The organism is Streptacidiphilus sp. MAP12-33 (genome assembly GCF_041261265.1).
In the GTDB taxonomy this organism is placed as follows: Bacteria; Actinomycetota; Actinomycetes; order Streptomycetales; family Streptomycetaceae; genus Streptacidiphilus.
This window is the reverse complement of sequence record NZ_JBGCCA010000049.1, coordinates 1-19,548: the sequence shown is the minus strand read 5'-3', so window position 1 is coordinate 19,548 and position 19,548 is coordinate 1. Positions and strand designations below refer to the sequence as shown.

The 19,548-nt window shown below is 73.6% G+C and carries 15 protein-coding genes; 7 read left to right on the top strand and 8 right to left on the bottom strand.

All coding sequences use genetic code 11. The features are described 5' to 3' along the window. Positions 1-71 precede the first annotated feature (71 nt). Together ABH931_RS35685 and ABH931_RS35680 are read left to right on the top strand one after the other, a co-directional pair. A complete protein-coding gene (locus ABH931_RS35685; RefSeq protein WP_370123088.1) occupies positions 72-1,460 on the top strand; it encodes a PspC domain-containing protein in 1,389 nt (462 codons plus the stop codon). Further along, on the top strand, positions 1,457-2,125 hold the full coding sequence (locus tag ABH931_RS35680) for a response regulator transcription factor (protein WP_042451868.1): 669 nt from the start codon (positions 1,457-1,459) through the stop codon (positions 2,123-2,125). The genes ABH931_RS35685 and ABH931_RS35680 overlap by 4 nt, the downstream gene beginning before the upstream one ends. On the opposite strand, the gene ABH931_RS35675 is transcribed toward ABH931_RS35680, so the two are convergent. The 4 genes from ABH931_RS35675 to ABH931_RS35660 all read right to left on the bottom strand — a co-directional run bounded on the left by ABH931_RS35675 (position 2,091) and on the right by ABH931_RS35660 (position 5,695). Continuing rightward, positions 2,091-2,708 carry a hypothetical protein gene (locus ABH931_RS35675; RefSeq protein ID WP_370123084.1) on the bottom strand — a complete coding sequence of 206 codons (618 nt, stop codon included), beginning with the start codon at positions 2,706-2,708 and terminating at the stop codon, positions 2,091-2,093. The two genes, ABH931_RS35680 and ABH931_RS35675, sit on opposite strands and share 35 nt — an antisense overlap. Before the next feature lie 137 nt (positions 2,709-2,845). Beyond that, positions 2,846-3,775, bottom strand: a complete 930-nt coding sequence (locus ABH931_RS35670; RefSeq protein WP_370123082.1) for a PhzF family phenazine biosynthesis protein — start codon at positions 3,773-3,775, stop codon at positions 2,846-2,848. A gap of 37 nt (positions 3,776-3,812) precedes the next feature. Next, complete coding sequence (locus ABH931_RS35665; protein ID WP_370123079.1) at positions 3,813-4,871, bottom strand: NlpC/P60 family protein; 1,059 nt, start codon at positions 4,869-4,871, stop codon at positions 3,813-3,815. A 275-nt stretch (positions 4,872-5,146) separates the two neighbouring features. Further along, on the bottom strand, positions 5,147-5,695 hold the full coding sequence (locus ABH931_RS35660) for an RNA 2'-phosphotransferase (RefSeq protein ID WP_370123076.1): 549 nt from the start codon (positions 5,693-5,695) through the stop codon (positions 5,147-5,149). An 87-nt stretch (positions 5,696-5,782) separates the two neighbouring features. Here ABH931_RS35660 and ABH931_RS35655 point away from each other — a divergent pair, with 87 nt between their 5' ends. Beyond that, the gene (locus ABH931_RS35655; RefSeq protein WP_370123073.1) at positions 5,783-6,271 is read left to right on the top strand and encodes a low molecular weight protein-tyrosine-phosphatase; all 489 of its coding nucleotides are present in this window, start codon (positions 5,783-5,785) and stop codon (positions 6,269-6,271) included. 43 nt (positions 6,272-6,314) lie between these two features. Next, positions 6,315-8,933, top strand: a complete 2,619-nt coding sequence (gene pcrA, locus ABH931_RS35650) for a DNA helicase PcrA (RefSeq protein ID WP_370123072.1) — start codon at positions 6,315-6,317, stop codon at positions 8,931-8,933. Between the two features lie 40 nt (positions 8,934-8,973). Here pcrA and ABH931_RS35645 read toward each other — a convergent pair whose 3' ends face one another. Next, positions 8,974-10,212 (bottom strand): M23 family metallopeptidase, encoded by a 1,239-nt coding sequence (locus ABH931_RS35645; RefSeq protein WP_370123069.1) that lies wholly within the window; start codon positions 10,210-10,212, stop codon positions 8,974-8,976. A gap of 108 nt (positions 10,213-10,320) precedes the next feature. Beyond that, positions 10,321-11,118 carry an alpha/beta fold hydrolase gene (locus ABH931_RS35640; protein ID WP_370123067.1) on the bottom strand — a complete coding sequence of 266 codons (798 nt, stop codon included), beginning with the start codon at positions 11,116-11,118 and terminating at the stop codon, positions 10,321-10,323. A 454-nt stretch (positions 11,119-11,572) separates the two neighbouring features. Between ABH931_RS35640 and ABH931_RS35635 the strand changes: the two genes are divergently transcribed. Beyond that, positions 11,573-11,986, top strand: coding sequence for a cobalamin B12-binding domain-containing protein (locus tag ABH931_RS35635; RefSeq protein WP_370123064.1), 414 nt, complete (start codon positions 11,573-11,575; stop codon positions 11,984-11,986). Between the two features lie 170 nt (positions 11,987-12,156). Here ABH931_RS35635 and ABH931_RS35630 read toward each other — a convergent pair whose 3' ends face one another. After that, a complete protein-coding gene (locus ABH931_RS35630; protein ID WP_370123061.1) occupies positions 12,157-13,725 on the bottom strand; it encodes a DUF5691 domain-containing protein in 1,569 nt (522 codons plus the stop codon). 157 nt (positions 13,726-13,882) lie between these two features. Further along, positions 13,883-15,364 (bottom strand): SWIM zinc finger family protein, encoded by a 1,482-nt coding sequence (locus ABH931_RS35625; protein ID WP_370123059.1) that lies wholly within the window; start codon positions 15,362-15,364, stop codon positions 13,883-13,885. Between the two features lie 203 nt (positions 15,365-15,567). Here ABH931_RS35625 and ABH931_RS35620 point away from each other — a divergent pair, with 203 nt between their 5' ends. Then, on the top strand, positions 15,568-16,701 hold the full coding sequence (locus ABH931_RS35620; protein WP_370123056.1) for an AAA family ATPase: 1,134 nt from the start codon (positions 15,568-15,570) through the stop codon (positions 16,699-16,701). A gap of 41 nt (positions 16,702-16,742) precedes the next feature. Continuing rightward, a partial coding sequence (locus tag ABH931_RS35615) for a DUF5682 family protein (RefSeq protein ID WP_370123054.1) occupies positions 16,743-19,548 on the top strand: 2,806 nt, incomplete at its 3' end.

Sequence of the window (19,548 nt, the reverse complement as noted above, 5' to 3'; positions counted from 1 at the left end):
ACCTGGAACCAGGGCGACCTTCGGGGTCGACCCTGATGCTTTTCGCCCGCGAGCCGTGTGACGATCGGTCCGTGGCAACCAGCGACCTCACCCCCGACCGCCCGGAACCGCGGACCGATCCGGCCGCGTCGTCCGCGGCGCCGGTCCGCAAGCTCTACCGCCGCCCCGAGGGGCGCGTGGTCGGTGGCGTGGCCAGTGGCCTCGCCGCCCACCTGGGCATCCCAGTGCTCTGGGTGAGGGCCGCCTTCGTGGTGCTGACGCTGGGTCAGGGTCTGGGGCTGGTTTTGTACGCCGCCTTCTGGTTCGTGGTGCCGATGGGCCGGGCCGGAGGGGTCGGGGTCGCGGGGCGTCCGGCGGGGTCGCCCGAGACCACCGGTGGCGAGCGGCGGCGGGGCGCGTTGCGACGTCCCCGGGCCGCACTGCAGCAGTTCTTCCGGGGAGAGCCCGAGGGCGCACCCGAGGCGATGGGTGGCCCGGGCCCCGGGGCGCGGGACCGCGGCCGGCTGCTGGTGCTGGCCGCCGTGCTGGCGGGGGTGCTGGTGCTGGTCAACGTCCTGACCGCGGGCCAGGACGATCCGTACTTCTGGCCGGTGCTGATCTTCGGGGCCGGGCTGGCCCTGGTCTGGCGGCAGGCCGACGACGCCCGCTGGGCGCGTTGGTTCTCGCTGGACGACAGCAGCCGGGGCGCGGTGACGCTGCGGCTGGGCGCGGGGGTGGTGCTGGTCGCCGGCGGGGTGATCAGCTTCCTGGTGGTCTCCGGCTCCCTGGCGGAGTTCGGCAAGGTGATGCAGGCGGTCCTGGTCGTGCTGGCCGGGGTGCTGCTGCTGGCCGGCCCCTATCTACTGCGGATGTGGCAGGACCTGACCGCCGAGCGGCGTGAGCGCATCCGGGCCCAGGAGCGGGCCGAGGTGGCTGCGCACATCCACGACTCGGTACTACACACACTCACCCTCATCCTCCGCCACGCGGACGACCCCAAGGAGGTTGCCCGCCTGGCCCGGGCCCAGGAGCGGGACCTGCGCCAGTGGCTCTACCGCTCCGGTGACCCCTCCAAGGACGAGGGCGCCCCGGAGACGCTCGCCGAGTCCGTCCGCAAGGTCGCGGCGGAGGTGGAGGATCTCCACGGGGTCCCAGTCGAGGTGATCTGCGTGGGGGACGCCCCCATGGACGAGAAGCTCGCCGCCCAGCTGCAGGCCGCCCGGGAGGCCATGGTCAACGCCGCCAAGTACGGTGGCGGGGAGCCCGTCTCCGTCTACGCGGAGGTTGAGGGCAGTACGGTGTGGGTGTTCGTCCGTGACCGCGGACCCGGCTTCGATCTGGACGCGGTCCCGGAGGACCGGATGGGCGTGCGTGGCTCGATCATCGGGCGGATGCAGCGCAACGGCGGGCACGCCCGCGTCCGTCCGGCCCCCGCGGGCGGCACCGAGGTCGAGCTGGAGATGGAGAGGGCGAGCGGATGAGCGGCGCGAACATGGACAAGCCCACGGCGCGGGTCGTGCTCGTCGACGACCACCGGATGTTCCGAACCGGTGTCCGTGCGGAGATCGGCCAGACCGAGCGCACCAACGTCGACGTCGTCGGTGAGGCCGCCGACGTCGAACAGGCCGTCTCCGTGGTCACCAGCACCATGCCCGACGTCGTCCTGCTCGACGTCCACCTGCCCGGTGGCGGGGGCGTCGAGGTGCTGCGGCGCTGCGCCTCGCTGGAGGGCGTGAAGTTCCTGGCACTGTCCGTCTCGGACGCGGCCGAGGACGTGATCGGGGTGATCCGCGGGGGTGCCCGTGGGTACGTCACCAAGACGATCACCGGCACCGACCTGGTGGATGCCGTCTTCCGGGTCCGGGACGGGGACGCGGTCTTCTCGCCCCGCCTGGCCGGGTTCGTCCTGGACGCCTTCGCCGCCACGGACACCCCGCCGGTCGACGAGGACCTGGACCGGCTCACCCAGCGCGAGCGGGAGGTACTGCGGCTGATCGCGCGCGGTTACGCCTACAAGGAGATCGGCAAGCAGCTCTTCATCTCGGTCAAGACGGTCGAGAGCCATGTCTCCGCGGTGCTGCGCAAGCTCCAGCTGAGCAACCGTCACGAGCTCACTCGCTGGGCGACGGCCCGACGTCTGGTGTGACGGCGGTTCCGGCCGGCTCGGCGGGTGCGGCGGCGTCGGCCGGTTCCAGGCCGAGGTCGATCCGGATGAGCCGGCGCATGGCGTGCCAGAGCCCCCAGACGGAGAGCAGCCTGTCCCGCACCTCCACGAACGAGCTGCCGGGCTTGGGGGTGCCACGTTCCAGCGCTTTGATGGAGTCGAAGGCCGAGGAGAGGTGGGTCATGACCTCCTCGACGGAGGCGAGCACCTCGTCCGGGGCCACGATCTGGACCTCGGCGAGCGCCGAGAGGTAGGTGCGACGGGTTTCGGTGAGTTCCGTCCGGTCCGGCTCGCCCAAAGTCCCCTCGTGCACCGCGTGGAGGTGCGTCATCAGCTGGGCGCGGTAGCGGCGCGCGGCACCGTTGAAGGCGACGTAGGCGGCCTTCTTCTCCTGAAGGATTGACTCCGACCGCAGGTGCACCCGGGCGTCGACGGCGTCGCGGTGCTGGGCCTCCCGCTCCTCCTGCCGGGAGCGTGCGGCGAGGCGCTGGCCGACGATCGGCGAGCTGAGGGTGCCCAGCATCCCGACCACCGCCACGAGTAGCGCGACCACGTTTGCGTCCATCGTCCCCCCGGCCATGCGCAGCTTCAGCAGGGCCATGATCGCGCGGGCGGACGGCCTCCCTCAAGCGTTCGACCCCGGCTAGCTACGGCAACTGACCCGAGCCACAGGTCGCGTGGGGCCGACGCAGGCGTGCGCCGTCAGCCGAGCGGGGAGGGCGTCTCGACCCGCGCGAGGCCGCCGACGCGGATGAGCGGCGTGCTCGTCGGCGGAGCAGCCGCCGAGGACGCAGTGGGCGCCGGGACGGGGCTCGCGCTGATCGTGGCGGGGCTGCCCAGCCGGTCGCCCATGTCGACGGTGAGTCCGGTGCCGGGGCCGCCGTTGGCGTGCTGCAGGGCGGCCAGGCAGGCCGTGCTGTTGGCGTTGGCGATGTCCTCGGGGACGCCGATGGCGGGTGCGAACATCCGGGCGGCATAACGCCGGCCTGCGGCCGGCAAGGCCGTGTACGCGTAGCAGCCGAGCAGGTCCAGGCTGCGGCAGGCCTCCTCCAGCGCGGGCAGGTCGGGAGCCAGGGAGTCGAGGGCGCCTCGGTTCGGCAGGCGGACCAGCAGGCGTGGCCGCCCGAGGGTGGCGATACGGGCGGCCGCGACCAGCGGCAGGCCGAGGGCGGGCAGCAGCAGGCCAAGCTCCTGTGCGGTCGGCTCACGCAGCGCCACCGACCCGACCTCGAACTCGGCTCGTACGAGGCCCTCGTGGAGGGACGCCTCACCTCGGAGGGTGTGTCCGCCGTGGGTGGCGGTCAAAGTGGCCCGGTAGGTCGGCGTGCCCGCACGGTCGGCCAGGTAGGCGAAGGCGGCGACCGTGCCGTGGCCGCACGCGGGCAGTTCGCCCTCGGCGGTGAAGAAGCGCACGGCGGTGCCGCCGTCCGGCCCGGCCGAGAGGAACACGGCATGGGAGGTGCCGACGAGGGCGGGTATCCGGCGCCGGGCCGCGTCGTCGAGTGCGAGGTCACCGGTCTCCGGGACGACGGCGGTCGGGCTGCCGCCGCCGCCTTCGCGCAGGCACGCGTGGACGATGGTGACGGGTATCGCGGCCGAACGGCCGCTCCCATGGGGACGAGGTGTCGTCATACCTCGACCCTAGGGCCGGGCGGGCGCCGGGGCGGCGTCAATCCGGGCGTACCGCCCCCACGATCGGCATCTCGCCGACCGGGGCGTACTCCACCGACGCGCCGGGGTGCGGAGCATGGATGATCTGGCCGCCGCCCACGTACATCGCGACATGGCTGACTCCGGCGTAGTAGAAGACCAGGTCGCCCGGCTGCAGGTCGGCGATCGTGACCCGGTGGCCCGCGTTGATCTGCTCGTAGGTGGTCCGCGGCAGGGCGATGCCCGCGGCGGCCCAGGCGGCCTGGACCAGGCCGGAGCAGTCGTAGGAGTCCGGACCGGTGGCGCCCCAGACGTAGGGCTTGCCGACCTGGGCACGGGCGAAGGCCACGGCGAGGGCGGCGCGGCCGGTGGCGACGACGGAGCCGAGCCCGGGCGGGGGCTGGACAGTGGCGCCCGGGGTGCCGGGGGCACCCGTCCCGTTGAGGGCGGCGGTGACGGAATCCCGGGTGGCGGCGTCCAGGCTGCTCAGCAGTTGCTGGGCGGCGGCGAGTTTGCGCTGGATCTGCTCCTTGGCCGAGGCCAGGCGCTGCTGCTCGGTCTGGAGCGCGCCGAGTTTGGCCTGGGCGGCCGTACGCTGCGCGTCGAGTGCGCGCGACTGGGCCTCGACCTCGTGCACCAGGCCGGTCTGGGAGGCCAGGGCCTGGGAGAGGTCCCCGGCCCGCTGCAGGTAGTCGTCCGGGTGGGCGGAGAGCAGGAGCTGCAGTTCGGGGTCGAGGGTGCCGTTGCGGTACTGCAGCGCGGCCATGCCGCCGAGCCGGCCGCGCAGCGTGTTGAGCCGGTCGTCGGTGGCGGCTGCCTCCTGCTGCAGCTGTGCCGCCTGGGCCTGCAGGGTCCGCGCGGCCGCGGCGGCGCCGTCGTACTGCTGGGTGGCCTGTTCCGCCTGCTGGTACAGCGCGTCGACCTGCGCCTTGACCTGGCCGGCGGTGGGCCTTGGGTCGGCTTGGCCCGGCTGGGCCAGCGCGACGACGGAGGCCGCTGCCGCTGTCGCCAGGGTGGCGGCGGTGCGGGCGGCGGGGCCCGCCAGCGGTGAGGTCCGGGGTTTTCGATGCGACGCCACGAGGGCGTTCCCTTCGCCGGGAGGAGTGGTCGGAGGGCGACGCTAGACCCCGGCGGGTGGTGTTCGCCCGGCGGTTGACGAGGCTGGTCGGAAGTAGACGGAGAGGACCGTTCCGATCACACCATCGTGGCCATAAGGGGGCGAAAATAGATCGTTTGACGACCGATCAGTAAATCAATCCGACGATCGCACCGTGCTTCGTGAACGGGTTCGAGCATCGGACGTGGAGTCGGTGACTGCCGCCGGGCGCCGCGGTGCCGGGTCGGCCAGGTGGCTCAGCCCCCGCCGAGGAACTCCGGCGGGACCCGCTCCGTGAGCCATACCCCATTGGCGCTCACCCGGAACGCGAACCCCGCGGCCGCCATCGCCCCCGTGTCGACGGTGAACACCACCGGACGCCCCCGCCGACCGCCCACCCGCTCGGCCGTCGCCCGGTCCGGGGAGAGGTGGACGGCATGGCGTTGCATCGGCCGCAGGCCCTCGCGCCAGATGGCGTCCACGGCGCCCGGGTGGGTGCCGTGGAAGAGCACAGCCGGGGGCGCGGCCTCCTCGTAGCCGAGGTCCACCGGGACGGTGTGCCCCTGGCTGGCCCGGATCCGCAGCCCGTCCCCGCTGAACGCGAAACGCCTCTTGTCGTTCTCCGCGACGACCCGTTCCAGCTCCGCGCGGGAGAGCGTACGCCCGTGCGCGGCCGCCGCATCGAGCAGCTCGGTCACGCCGACCCAGCCGGCCTTGTCCAGGGTCACCCCGATCAGACCCGGATCGTGCCGCAGCACCCGGGAGAGGAACTTCGAGGTCCGGATCAATCTTCGGTTGTCTTCCATACCGCGACGGTAGGGGCCGTCGCAGGGCTTGTCGCATGACTTTCCGACCGCTCCCCATCGACGCCGCCGACGGCACGGGAGAGGATCATGGGCTGGGTGATGCGCATCTGCTTCGTCTGCACCGGGAACATCTGCCGCTCGCCCATGGCCGAGCACGTCATGCGGGAACGCCTCGCCGAGGCCGGGCTGGACGGCCTGGTCGTGGTGGACAGCGCGGGCACCGGCTCCTGGCACGAGGGCGATCCCGCCGACGAGCGGGCGGTCCGGGTGCTGCGTGAGGCCGGATACGGGAGCGATCACGTCGCGCGCCAGTTCCACGCGGAGTGGTTCCGCGGGATCGATCTGGTCGTCGCCCTCGACCAGGGCCACGAGCGGGCGCTGCGCAGGCTGGCCCGCACACCCGGAGAGACGGCCAAGATCCGGCTGCTGCGCTCCTACGACCCCGCCGCCGGCATCGGCGACCTCGACGTCCCCGACCCTTACTACGGCGATCTGGCGGGCTTCGAGGAGGTCCTGCGGCTCTGCGAGGCGGGCTGTGACGGGTTGCTGGCCGAGCTCAGGACCCGGGTCGGGTGAAGCCGTCCCGGGGTGTCGGTCGGGCGTCCTAGACTCGTGGGTGATGAGCAGCCTCTTTGACGACATCCCCCTGCCCGGCCTGGATGTCCCCGCCCCCGCAGCGCCCGCCGAGGACGCGCCCCCCTACGAGGGCGACGACGGCCCGGCGTTCGGCGACGCGTACGAGGGCGACGGCTACCCGGGCGGCGCGTACGAGGAGGAGATCCCGGACGGGCTCTTCCGGACCTTCGACCCGGCGGAGCCGGTGCCCGCGACCTACTACCGCAACGGCGCCGCGCACCCCGTCATCGACCCGGAGGCGCTGCTGGACGGGATGAACCCGCAGCAGCGCGAGGCCGTGGTGCACGCGGGATCCCCGCTGCTCATCATCGCCGGGGCCGGCTCCGGCAAGACCCGCGTGCTGACCCACCGGATCGCCCACCTGCTGGCCGCGCGCCACGTCCAGCCCGGCGAGATCCTGGCGATCACCTTCACGAACAAGGCCGCGGGCGAGATGCGCGAGCGGGTCGAGGCTCTGGTCGGGCCGCGGGCCAAGGCCATGTGGGTGTCCACCTTCCACAGCGCCTGCGTCCGCATCCTGCGCCGGGAGAGCAAGCGCCTCGGCTTCACCTCCAGCTTCTCGATCTACGACGCCGCCGACTCGCAGCGGCTGATGGCCCTGTGCTGCCGGGATCTCGACCTCGACCCGAAGCAGTTCCCGCCGAAGTCCTTCAGCGCCAAGGTCTCCAACCTCAAGAACGAGCTGATCGACGAGGAGTCCTACGCCGCCAAGGCCGAGAACCCCATGGAGCGCAAGCTGGCCGAGGCCTACGCGCTCTACCAGCGGCGGCTGCGTGAGGCCAACGCGCTGGACTTCGACGACATCATCATGACCACGGTCAACCTGCTCCAGGCCTTCCCGGACGCAGCCGAGCACTACCGCCGCCGGTTCCGGCACATCCTGGTCGACGAGTACCAGGACACCAACCACGCCCAGTACATGCTGGTGCGCGAGCTCACCGGTGGCGCGAGCGGCCAGGGGCCGAAGAAGACCGTCGACGGCGAGTTCGTGAACCCCGCCGAGGCGCAGCTCGCCGAGATCCCCCCGGCGGAGCTCTGCGTCGTCGGTGACGCGGACCAGTCGATCTACGCCTTCCGCGGCGCGACGATCCGCAACATCCTCGACTTCGAGGAGGACTACCCGAACGCGACCACGATCCTGCTGGAGCAGAACTACCGCTCCACGCAGACGATCCTGAGCGCGGCCAACTCGGTCATCGAGCGCAACAGCAACCGCCGCAAGAAGAACCTGTGGACGGCCGGCGCCGAGGGCGTCAAGATCGTCTCCTATGTCGCGGACGACGAGCACGGCGAGGCCCAGTTCATCGCCGACGAGATCGACAAGCTGAGCGACAAGGGCGAGGCCAAGGCCGGTGACGTCGCGGTCTTCTACCGCACCAACGCCCAGTCCCGTGTCTTCGAGGAAGTCTTCATCCGGGTCGGCCTGCCCTACAAGGTCGTCGGCGGTGTCCGCTTCTACGAGCGCAAGGAGGTCCGGGACGTCCTGGCCTACCTGCGGGTGCTGGCCAACCCGGAGGACGCGGTGCCGCTGCGCCGGATCCTCAACGTGCCCAAGCGCGGCATCGGCGATCGCGCCGAGGCGATGATCGAGGCGCTGGCGAGCCGGGAGCGCATCTCGTTCCCGCAGGCTCTGCTGCGCGTGGACGAGGCGTACGGGATGGCCGCGCGGTCCGCCAACGCGGTGCGGAAGTTCAACGACCTGATGGCCAAACTCCGCGGCGTCGTGGAGTCGGGGGCCGGGCCCGCCGCGATCCTGGAGGCGGTGCTGGAGGAGACCGGCTACCTGGCCGAGCTCCAGGCCTCCACCGACCCGCAGGACGAGACCCGCGTCGAGAACCTCCAGGAACTCGCCGCCGTGGCTCTGGAGTTCGAGCAGGAGGAGCCGGTCGAGGGCCCCGACGGGGAGCCGGTGACGCAGCCGGGGCTGCCGGGCTTCCTGGAGCGGGTCGCCCTGGTGGCCGACTCCGACCAGATCCCCGACGAGGACGGCGAGGGCCGCGGCGTCATCACGCTGATGACCCTGCACACCGCCAAGGGCCTGGAGTTCCCGGTGGTCTTCCTCACCGGCATGGAGGACGGCGTCTTCCCGCACATGCGGGCGATGACCAATGCCAAGGAGCTGGAGGAGGAGCGCCGGCTCGCCTACGTCGGCGTCACCCGCGCCCGTGAGCGGCTCTACCTCTCACGGGCCGTGCTGCGCAGCGCCTGGGGGCAGCCCTCCTACAACCCGGCCTCCCGGTTCCTGGAGGAGATCCCGACGACGCTGGTGGATGAGCGCCGCACCGCCGGCGCGGCGGGGCCCGCGGGCTTCGGCAGCCGCTCCGGCGGGTCCGGGTCCGGGTCGGGCGGTTCGGGCTTCGGTGGTTCGGGTTCCGCGCGGCGCTCGTCGCCCGCGGCGGGCTGGGGCAAGAGCGCGGGGCGGATGAAGGACCGCCCGGTGATCACGCTGGCGGTGGGAGACCGGGTCACCCACGACCGCTTCGGCCTCGGCACGGTCGTCTCGGTCGCCGGTCCGGCCGACGACGCGAAGGCGACCATCGACTTCGGCGCCGAGGGCACCAAGCAGCTGCTGCTGCGCTACGCGCCGGTCGAGAAGCTGTAGTACCCCGGAGCGCGGCACAGGAGCCGGCCTGGGCCCGCGTTCAGCGCGGGTCCAGACCCCTGGCCAGCAGCCACGGCAGCGGGTCGACGGCCGGGCCGCCGTCCGGGTGCACCTCGAAGTGGAGGTGCGGGCCGGTCGAGTTACCGGTGTCGCCGGAGTAGGCGATTATGTCGCCGACCTTCACATGGCCGCTGCGCACCCGGTACGAGCTCAGGTGGCAGTACCAGGTGACCGTGCCGTCCGGCGCGGTGAGCTTGACCATGTAGCCGTAGAAGGGGTTCCACTCGGTGGTGATCGTGCCGCCGGTGACGGCGTGGACGGGCGTGCCCTCCGGCACGGGGAAGTCGATCCCCGTGTGCAGTTGCATCCAGTGCGTCCCGGCCTGTCCGAACAGGGCGCTCAGCCCCGTGTGGTAGGCGATCGGGAGGGTGTAGACGGGTGCCTCGGCGGCAGTCTTGCGGGCGGCGGCGTTGCGCAGCTGCAGGGCGGTGCGGGCCTGGTCGCGGGCGGCGCGTTCGGCCGCGTCGCGGGTCTCCTGCGCGGAGAGCGCCTGGGCCTTGGCCTGTGCGGAGGTGTCGGCCGAGGCCGTGGTGGCGGTGTGGTGCGCCCGCAGCGGGCCGATGGTCGTTGCGGCGGCTCCGGCCACTCCGAGGACGGCCACCGAGGGCACCGCGATGGTCAGCACGGCCGACCGGCGACGGGCGGGGCGTCGCCGCGAGCTGCGTGCGGTCCAGCCCTCGTCCGGGTCGGCCGCCGGCGCGGGGGCCGGTTCGGCCTCGGCGCGGGCCTGGGGTTCGGGTACGACTGCCGGCTCCGCCTCGGCGCCGGCCCAGAACGCCTCTGTCGCGTCCGGGAAGCCGGCGGTCTCGAACTCGGGCAGGGACGTGGTCGCGGCCAGGTCCCACGGGATCTGCTCGGGGACGACGGGGAAGGAGACGTCGGTGACGGTCTCGTAGGCGCTGTAGCCGTAGTCGGGGTATCCGTAGTAGCCGGCGTCGCCCGGGTGGCTCGTGTGCGGCGTGTAGCCCGCGTACTCGGCGACCAGGGTGGGCTCGGGCTGCTGGGGGTAGTACTCCGGCCAGCCGCCGTGCTGGTACGACGGCTGCGTCTGGTGGACACCGGCGTACGGCTGCGCGTAGGGGGCGTAGGGGTCCCCGTGGGTGGCGTAGCCGTACTGTTCCTGGCCCGCGTGGGGATCCCCGTACGCCGTGTACGGCTGGTGGCTGTAGTCGGGGTGAACCAGGGTCTGCTGGCCGTACCAACTGGTGTCAGCGGTCACGGGATCCTAACCACCTCGACAGCGGGGAAAGTGACCGTGACTGTATCCCCAGACGGCGACAGGAAACAAGAGATCCCGCCTTTTGTCCCTCGCATACCATTTGCCCGATCAGGCGATCTGACTACTGGTCATACCACCTGTATTGCAGGGATCTTGAGATCCGGCGAGCCACGCGTGAACCCGTGTGAGCACCTCCGGGTGAACGGGGACGGAAAGATGGCCGGCATTGCGGACCAGCACGTTCTCGGCTCGCAGATCCGGATGCCGCAGCGCGGCGTTGCGGACCGGCACGATCAGCGGGTCGAGATCTCCCCAGAAGCAGAGAAAGGGCGTGCGACAGCCCGGGGCCGGTTCGTCGAGGGAGGCCAGGACCGCGCTGTCCGGCCGGAGCTGCCGCACGATCGGCAGGGGCTGCAGCAGGCGGGCCGCCTCCGTGCCGTGGTGCGGGGTGGTCAGGGTGACCACGGAACGGACCGAGGCGCTGCCGCCGAGACGCTGCACGTAGTAGCGCGCGATGAGACCGCCGAGGCTGTGGCCGACCAGCGTCACCGGCTCGCCGTCGTAGACGCGTCGCAGACGTTCGACCTGGCGGCCCACCAGTACTGCGGCGCGCGGCACGTCCAGGCAGAACGGGCTGTAGTTCAGCGCGTGGACGTGTTCCAGACCCTGGAGGCGCAGGTGGTGGCGGAGCACCGTGAAGACGGCCCGGTTGTCGAACAGCCCGTGCACCAGCAGCACCGGCCCGTGTTCGGTGCCCGGTGGGTGCGCGCAGTGCCGGTCAGCCCGCGAGGGGCGCCGCTCGGGGGCGACGCCGCCGGGGTAGAGCAGCAGATGGCCGGTGAGGGCGGCGCCCTCCAGGCCGATGCCGCGGGCCAGCGCGGCGGCGCGACGGAACGGGACACTCACGGCGGCGACCTCCCCTGTGGACTGATCGAGGGGAGTGGCGGCGCGGAAGCGGGCGGCGGACGTGTCCGACCGGGTCACGGACGCGCTCGCCGTGCCGGGGCACGGGCGCGTGGACGGCGGCGCGGCACGACGACAGGCACGCGGCGGTGTGCGGCTCCCCGCTGCGCGCCACGGAAGGTCCAGGGCCGAGGCACGGTGGTCGGCCTCGAGGCTGGACGCGGAACGACCCCACGCGCAGTGAACGACGGACGGACGGCGAGAAGAACTGACCGAGGAATGACGGGCGAACGTGTGGGGGACGATCGGAGAACGGGTGGGTGAACAGGCGAATCGATGTGATTCTCCCCTCCCTTGGGTGGGCGAAACGGCGATTCGGGCCCACTGGCGATAACGTTCCACCACCGGGTGGTAACGCCGGTTAACGCAGCAGCTGCAATGACGCAGGAGGCAGAAGATGGGCGTCTCGGGCCCTATCCGCGTGGTCGTCGCCAAGCCTGGCCTCGACGGCCATGACCGTGGTGCCAAGGTGATCGCGCGGGCGCTGCGCGACGCCGGCATGGAGGTCATCTACACGGGCCTGCACCAGACCCCTGAGCAGATCGTCGACACCGCGATCCAGGAGGACGCCGATGGCATCGGCCTGTCGATCCTCTCCGGCGCGCACATGACCTTGTGCACCAAGATCGTCGAGCTGCTGCGGGAGCGCGACGCGGCCGACATCGTCGTCTTCGGCGGCGGCATCATCCCTGACGACGACATCCCGCAGCTCAAGGCGGTCGGCGTGGCCGAGATCTTCACCCCGGGCACGCCCACCCGTGACGTCGTGAGTTGGGTCGAGACCAACCTGCGCGCGGGCGCGACGGCCTGACCCACTCCTCCGGCTCGGCCCTCTCCGGCTGGGCCCCACGGCTCGGCCCTCTCCGGTTGGGCCCCCGGGGGCTCGGCCCTCTGCAGCTGGGGCCCCGCGGCTGGGCCCGCGACGTCCGGTGATCCCACTGGTCCGGCGCGGGCCGTGTCCGTTCGTTTTCCGGACGGCGGCTACGCCAGCTCGGCCAGCATCGCCTCGCGCGTGCGCAGGGTCGACGAGAGCCGGGTGAGCACCTCCGCCCAGGCGGAGGACGCCCCCGCGGCGAGCTCGTCGATCCGCGCGGCGGCCGAGCACGGCAGTGATCGCTCGGCCACGCCCAGCACGCCGCTGTGGCTCCACGGGTACGAGCCCGCGTCGGCGGCCTTGGCGAGCGCGTCCAGCACGGCCCCGGACAGATCCTCGGGCCAGGGTGCCGCGCAGGTGACGAGCAGTTGGAACGCGTCCGCCAGCCCCTGGCGGGCGACGAAGCGGGCCGTCCAGGAGGCCCGCTCGGCTCCGGGCAGGACGGAGAGCAGTCGCGACGGCGCGCCGCCGGGCACCGCCCGGCCCACGGCACCGTCCGGGTGTTCGGCCAGGAGTGCCCGCGCCCACGCCGCGTCGTGCTGACGCACCGCAGCCCGTGCCCAGCCCTCGCGCAGCTCGTCGCTCCACTGCGGAGCGGCCGCCCGGTCGAGGATCTGCTCGGGGGTGCTCGTCGTGCCAGACCTCTCCGGATCGGGCGCGGGCGTGCTCGTGCCCGTGCTCGTGGCGGTCGTCGTCCCGGCCGCGTCGATCAGCGCCGACCAGCAGGAGAGCGGTGCGGCCGCGACGATCTCACCCAGCCAGAAGGCACGGTCGCCGCGCCCGGTGGGTGAGGTCGCGGCGATCCCGTCCCGCTGCATCGAGGCGTCGCAGGCGGACGGCGGCTCGACCTCGAGAGCGCCGTCCGGGCCGACGGCGACCGAGTGGCGCACGCGCTCGGCCATGCGCGTGGCGAGTGCGGACCCCGGAAGGGTGGAGAGCAACTCGGCGGCGGTGGCACGGACGTTCTTCGCCCGGTCCGAGAGCGCGGCCTCCAGGAACGGCTCGTCCTCCAGGCAGAGCCCGTCCTGCAGGGCGTCGAGGAAGAGCAGCCGGTCCTCGGCGCGCTCCGTGGCCCACGTCGAGCGCAGCAACGTGAGGCCGGCGGCTGGATCGACGCGCCGCAGTCGGGTCAGGTGGGTGACCCGCTCGGCGAAGAGCCCCTCCTGCCAGACCGCATCCGGGTTCGGTGGGTCCGGGGGGACGGCGGCTGCTGCGGGGGCACTGGGGGTGGCGTCGCTCTGCGGGGCGGCGATGCGCAGGACGTAACGCCACTCCGGGTTGAGCGCGGCGAGCCAGCGGCCGCGCGGGCCGGCCACGGCCACGGCGTCGCCGCGCAGGTCGCTGCGTTGCCGGGCGGTGTCGAGCAGGGCCGGAAGCAGCTCCGCCGGGGCGGCGAAGCCGCGTGCCCGGGCGGTGGCCAGCCACTGGGGCAGCAACTCGCTGCTGTTCTCCGCGAGGAGCGCGGCGAGCCTTCGGGCGGCGGCCTCGGGCAGCGGCGGACGGTCGTCCTGCGGGGCCGGTACCGGGAGCGGCGGCGCGGGTGCGGGCCGCAGCCCGCCGCGCCGGGCCAGCGTCGCTGCGGCGGCCCGGTCGAGCAGGTCGGGGCTCGGTCGCCGATTGGTTCCGAGCAGTGCGTCCTCGACGAGATCGGTCCAGGTGACCCTGATCGTTGTCACGGCGGTCCTTTCGGGGCGGAGGGCGGCCCGCCGGGAGCACGGGAGTCGGCGGCCCCATGGCTGTCGGGGGAGAGACCTGTCGAGCCCCGGGACGTCCCTGCGGCGGAGGCGAGGCCCTCTAGGACGGGCACGGGCAGGAGGGACGGGAGCGCAGGCGTCAGAGCGTGAGGGGGTGGCCGGTGCCGGTCCAGCAGGTGACGGCGTGGAAGCCCCGGTGGCCGCATTCGCCGAAGACGGTGACAGGACGCCCCGCTGAGGCGGCTAGCAGGCGCCACGGCGAGGGGGTGAACAGCGGGACGGCGCCGGTGGCGTCGACGAGCTGCCAACCGTTCTCGGTCGGGACCGGCGTCGCCTCGGCGATGACGACGGGCCAGGAGTCCAGCCACGGGTCCTCGCCCAGTGCCGCGGCGTAGGTGCCGAGCGCCGTGTCGATCGAGGTGCCGGGCGGGTGAGGGGACGTCGGGCGGGACGGGGCCGAGTGACGGGCGCCGAGGGCGGCGCGCAGGACGGGGGTGCCGGGATGGAACGCGAGCTCGGCGTCCAGCTCCAGGCCGGTCGGCAGGGCGAGCTCGGGGGAGACGCCCGGGCGGCCGAAGGAGAGCAGCAGTGCGTCGCGCCCGGACTCGGTGCCGCGCAGCCAGAGGCGACGCGTCGTCAGCCGGTCGTCCGCGCCGTCCCGGGAACCGAGGACCAGCCAGCGGTCGCGGACCAGCGGGCTCCTCCGCAGCACCTCGGCGCTGTCGACGGTGAAGCCCACGCGTGAGCGGACCGTCGCGGCCAGCGGCCCCGGGAGCGCGTCACGGCGCTGGTATCCGGTGGCCAGGAGATGGAGCAGGGCGTACTCCTCCAGCAGCCGGGCGGGCCACTGCGCGCCCGAGGCGGGCAGCGCGCCCAGATCGCGGGCCCGGGAGGCGAGGCCGGGCGCCTGGGCGTCGACCATGCGGGCGGCGACGCCGTCCCAGAACGCGTAACCACGGGCCGGGGCCTCGGCGAGGCCGCCGCGTATCTGGTCGGAGAGGCGCGCCAGCAGCTCCTCCGCGCCGGAGGCGACCCGGTCCTCGCGTCGCTTTCGCCGGGCGGCGGCCGCCGCCCCGTCGCGACCGGCGGTCGCGGACGAACCCCCCGCGCCCTCGGCCCCCACGCCCTCGGCCCCCACGCTCTCAGGTGCCGCACCAGCGGCCCCCGCAACATCGCCGGCAGCGATCCCGGCGGCCCCCGCGACCAGAGCGGACGCCTCGGCGCCGGCCGCGCCCTCGCCTGGGGCCGCATCGGCGGCCCCCGACCGGGCCGCGCGGCGGCGGCGACCCGAAAGCCAGGACTCGGCCCACTCCGGTGCCGTTGCCGCCTGGCCCGCGTGCTCGCCGGGCAGCGGTCCGGTGGACCACAGGAGCAGCAGCCCGAGCGCGTGCTTGCAGGGGAACTTCCGGCTCGGGCAGGAGCAGTGGTACGCGGGTTCGTCGAGGGCGACGACCGTCTGGTACGGCCGCGACCCGCTGCCCTTGCAGGCACCCCAGACCGCCTCTGCGCCGGCGCCCGCCTCCACCCAGGGGCCGGGGCCGGAGAGCTTGGCCCCGGCCTTCTGTGAGGCGGCGTCAGGAGCCAGGGAGAGAACGTGATCGGTGGTCCAGCGATCGTTCATGTGGTCGACGCTACGGCGCGCCACTGACAACGCGGTCGGTGTCGCGACCGGTCCGCCCCCGGCTCGCACCTCTCGACCGGGATTGTCAGACCCACGGTGCAGAGTGGTTCTCGCAGGCGGCGCTCCGAACCGAGAGCGCCCTTCCGATGACGTTGACCTGCCTTCTTCCTGACGCCCTGGTGCCTTCCTCCCTGAGGAGACCTATGTCCACGTCCCTGTCCACGTCCCCGTCCTCTCCCGGGACCGAGCAGACAGCCGCGGTGCTGCGGCCGCACGCCGAGACGGCGTACGCCGTCGAGCTCGCGGCGCTCGCCGCGGCGGACGACCGGCCGCGTCCGGAGCGCTGGCGGCTCTCGCCCTGGGCGGTTTCCACCTATCTTCTCGGCGGCACCCTGCCGGACGGCACGGTCGTCACGCCCAAGTACGTAGGACCGCGCCGGATCGTCGAGGTCGCGGTGACCACGCTGGCCACGGACCGGGCGCTGCTGCTGCTCGGTGTGCCGGGCACGGCCAAGACGTGGGTGTCCGAACATCTCGCCGCGGCCGTCAGCGGGGATTCCACGCTGCTGGTCCAGGGCACGGCCGGCACTCCCGAGGAGGCCATCCGCTACGGCTGGAACTACGCGCGGCTGCTCGCCGAGGGCCCGAGCCGGGCGGCGCTGGTGCCGAGTCCGGTCCTGCGCGCGATGGCCGAGGGCAAGACGGCGCGGGTCGAGGAGCTGACCCGCATCCCGGCCGACGTGCAGGACACCCTGATCACCATCCTCTCCGAGAAGACGCTGCCGATACCGGAGTTGGGGGAGGAGGTGCAGGCGGTGCGCGGGTTCAACCTGATCGCCACCGCCAACGACCGCGACCGGGGTGTCAACGAGCTCTCCTCGGCCCTGCGCCGCCGGTTCAACACGGTGGTGCTCCCCCTGCCGGCCACGCTGGACGACGAGGTGGCGATCGTCGCCCGCCGCGTCGCGGAGCTGGGGCGTTCGCTGGACCTGCCGGAGCTGCCGAGCGCGCTCACGGAGATCCAGCGGGTGGTGACGGTCTTCCGCGAGCTGCGCGAAGGAGTCACGGCCGACGGGCGGACCAAGCTCAAGTCCCCCTCGGGCACGCTCTCCACCGCCGAGGCGATCTCGGTCGTCACCAGCGGGTTGGCGCTCGCGGCCCACTTCGGCGATGGGCAGCTGCGGGCGGCGGACGTGGCCGCGGGTCTGCTCGGGGCGGTGGTGCGTGATCCCGCGACGGACCGGCTGGTGTGGCAGGAGTACCTGGAGTCCGTGGTGCGCGAGCGGGCCGACTGGAAGGACTTCTACCGGGGCTGCCGCGATGCGGCGGCGCTGTGAGAACGGGGGTTGCTGACGTGGCGGCTGCGAAAGGGGAAAGGGTGGCAACCGGACGGGGGACGACGGTCGCTCTGCTCGGCGTGCGGCACCACGGGCCCGGGTCGGCGCGCGCCGTGGGGGCCGCGCTCGCCCAGTTCCGGCCGGACGCCGTGCTGATCGAGGGGCCGCCGGAGGCCGACGGCCTGTTGCGGCTGGCCGCGAGCAAGGAGATGACGCCTCCGGTCGCACTCCTCGCGCATGTGGTGGACGAGCCCGCCCGTGCCGCGTTCTGGCCCTTCGCGGCGTTCTCGCCGGAGTGGGTCGCGCTGCGGTACGCGCTCGACGCCGAGATTCCGGTCCGCTTCATCGACCTGCCGGCCGCCCACACGTTCGCCCTCGCAGCCGAGGCGCCGACCGGGAGCCCGTCCACTGCCGAACCCGTGCCTGCCCCCGTCACCAGCGACGACGAGGACCGCGAGGGTCCGGTGGAGCAGCGGCAGGCAGGGCAGTCCCAGGCGGAGCGGTCTCAGGTAGAGGGGTCCCCGGCAGGGCGGTCCCAGCGAGAGCAGTCGCAGGCCGAGCGGTGGCAGGCGGAGCGGTTCGATCCCATCGCCGAGCTCGCGCGCGCGGCAGGACAGGAGGACGCCGAACGCTGGTGGGACGACGTGGTCGAGCATGTCGGCCACGAGGCGCGTGCGAGCGGGGAGGGGTCGGACATCGGGCCGGACGTGGGGGCGGTGCCCGGAGCACCGGACGCGGCCGCACGGGCACCGGACGCCCTCGCTCCGTTCCGGGTGCTCGCGGAGGCCATGACGGCCCTGCGCGAGAACGCCCCCGAGACACCGGACGACGCCCGCCGCGAGGCGTGGATGCGACGTCAGATACGGGCCGCGTCGCGGGCCGGGTTCGAGCGGATCGCGGTGGTCTGCGGGGCCTGGCACGTGCCGGCCCTCGCGGAGAAGGTGCCGGTCGGCGCGGACAACGCGGTGCTGCGCGGGATGCCCAGGGCGGCGGTCGAGGTCACCTGGGTCCCGTGGACGCATCGGCGCCTTTCGCAGCAGACCGGTTACGGGGCCGGTGTGGCCTCGCCGGGCTGGTACCAGCACCTCTTCGACGCCGGTGGCCGGCACGTCGTCGAGGCGTGGTTCACCAGGATGGCCGCGCTGCTGCGCGAGCAGGACCAACCGGTCTCCTCCGCCCACGTGATCGAGGCGGTGCGGCTCGCCACGACGCTGGCCGCCGTGCGCGGGCGCCCGCTGCCGGGCCTGACGGAGACGATCGACGCCGCGCGGGCCGTCCTCTGTGACGGCTCGGACGTGCCGCTGCGCCTGATCGAGGAGCGACTGATCGTCGGCGACGCGCTCGGCCAGGTGCCGGAGGACGCGCCCGCGGTCCCGCTGCAACGGGATCTGACGCGGTGTCAGCGCTCGCTGCGCCTCAAGCCCGAGGCGCGGGTGCGCGTCCTCGACCTCGACCTGCGCAAGGAGCTCGACGCGGAGCGGAGTCGGCTGCTGCACCGGCTGGCGCTGCTCGGCGTCGACTGGGCCGTACCCGCCGCGTCCCAGACCCGCTCGACGGGCACGTTCCGGGAGACCTGGGAGCTCGCCTGGGAGCCGGAGCTGGCCGTGCGGGTGGCCGAGGCGGGGGTCTGGGGCACGACGGTCGAGGCCGCGGCGACGGCCCGGACGGCGGCTCGGGCGGTCGAGGCGCGGCAGCTCGGCGAGGTCACCGCGCTCGCGGAGCGCTGCCTGCTCGCCCGGTTGCCGCAGGCACTGCCGGTGGTGCTGAGTTGCCTGGCGGACCGGGCCGCGCTGGACACCGACGTCGCGCACCTCGCGGAGGCCTTGCCGGCGCTGGTCCGCTCCCTGCGCTACGGAGACGTCCGGGCGACGGGCTCGGAGCTGCTCGCCGAGCTGGCGCACTCGCTGGCGACGCGCATCTGCATCGGCCTTCCGGCGGCCGCCGGGTCGCTGGACGCGGCGGCCGCGCAGACACTCGCCGAGCATGTCGCCGCGACCCACGCGGCGGTCGGCCTGCTCGCTTCGGCTTCGGCTTCGGCTGCGGCGTGGGAGGCGGAGCAGGACTCGGAGGCGCAGGCCGCGGGGGTGGCGGAGGGCGGGGCGGACAGCATCCGGAGGCGGTGGGAGACGTGCCTGCGTGCCTTGGTGGCGCGTGAGTCGGCGGCTGCTGTGGTGCGGGGGAGGGCGGCCCGGCTGCTGCTGGACGACGGCGGTCTGTCCGACGAGGAGGTGGCGCGGCAGCTCGCCCTGGCCCTCACGCCGGGCGTGCCGCCGGCCGAGGGAGCAGCCTGGGTCGACGGCTTCCTCGCCGGGAGTGGCGCGCTCCTGGTGCACGACCAGCGGCTGCTCGGGCTCCTGGACGCCTGGATCACCTCGATCCCGGCGGCCGCCTTCCCCGACGTGCTGCCGCTGCTGCGGCGCACCTTCTCCCGGTTGGAGGCGGGGGTCCGGCGCAGCGTCGGCGAGCTGCTGCGGGCCGGCGGCCGGGACGCGACGGCGAGCGCCGCCGCAGGCGAGGCGCCGCGCGGCTTCGCCGCGGAGCTGGACCTGACCCAGGCCGGTCCGGCACTGGCGACGGTGCGGTTGATCCTCGGCGCCCTCGCGCCTGCGTTCGTGGCCCAGCCCCGGGCGGGGGCCAGGGCCGACGTCGAGGTCGGGGCCGCGCCTGCGGCGGCGTCCGAGCCTGAGCTTGCGGCCCCGCTCGCCCTCGCGTCCGAGCCTGAGCTTGCGGCCCCGCTCGCCCTCGCGTCCGTGCCTGAGCTTGCGGCCCCGCTCGCCCTCGCGTCCGAGCCTGAGCTTGCGGCCCCGCTCGCCCTCGCGTCCGAGCCTGAGCTTGCGGCCCCGCTCG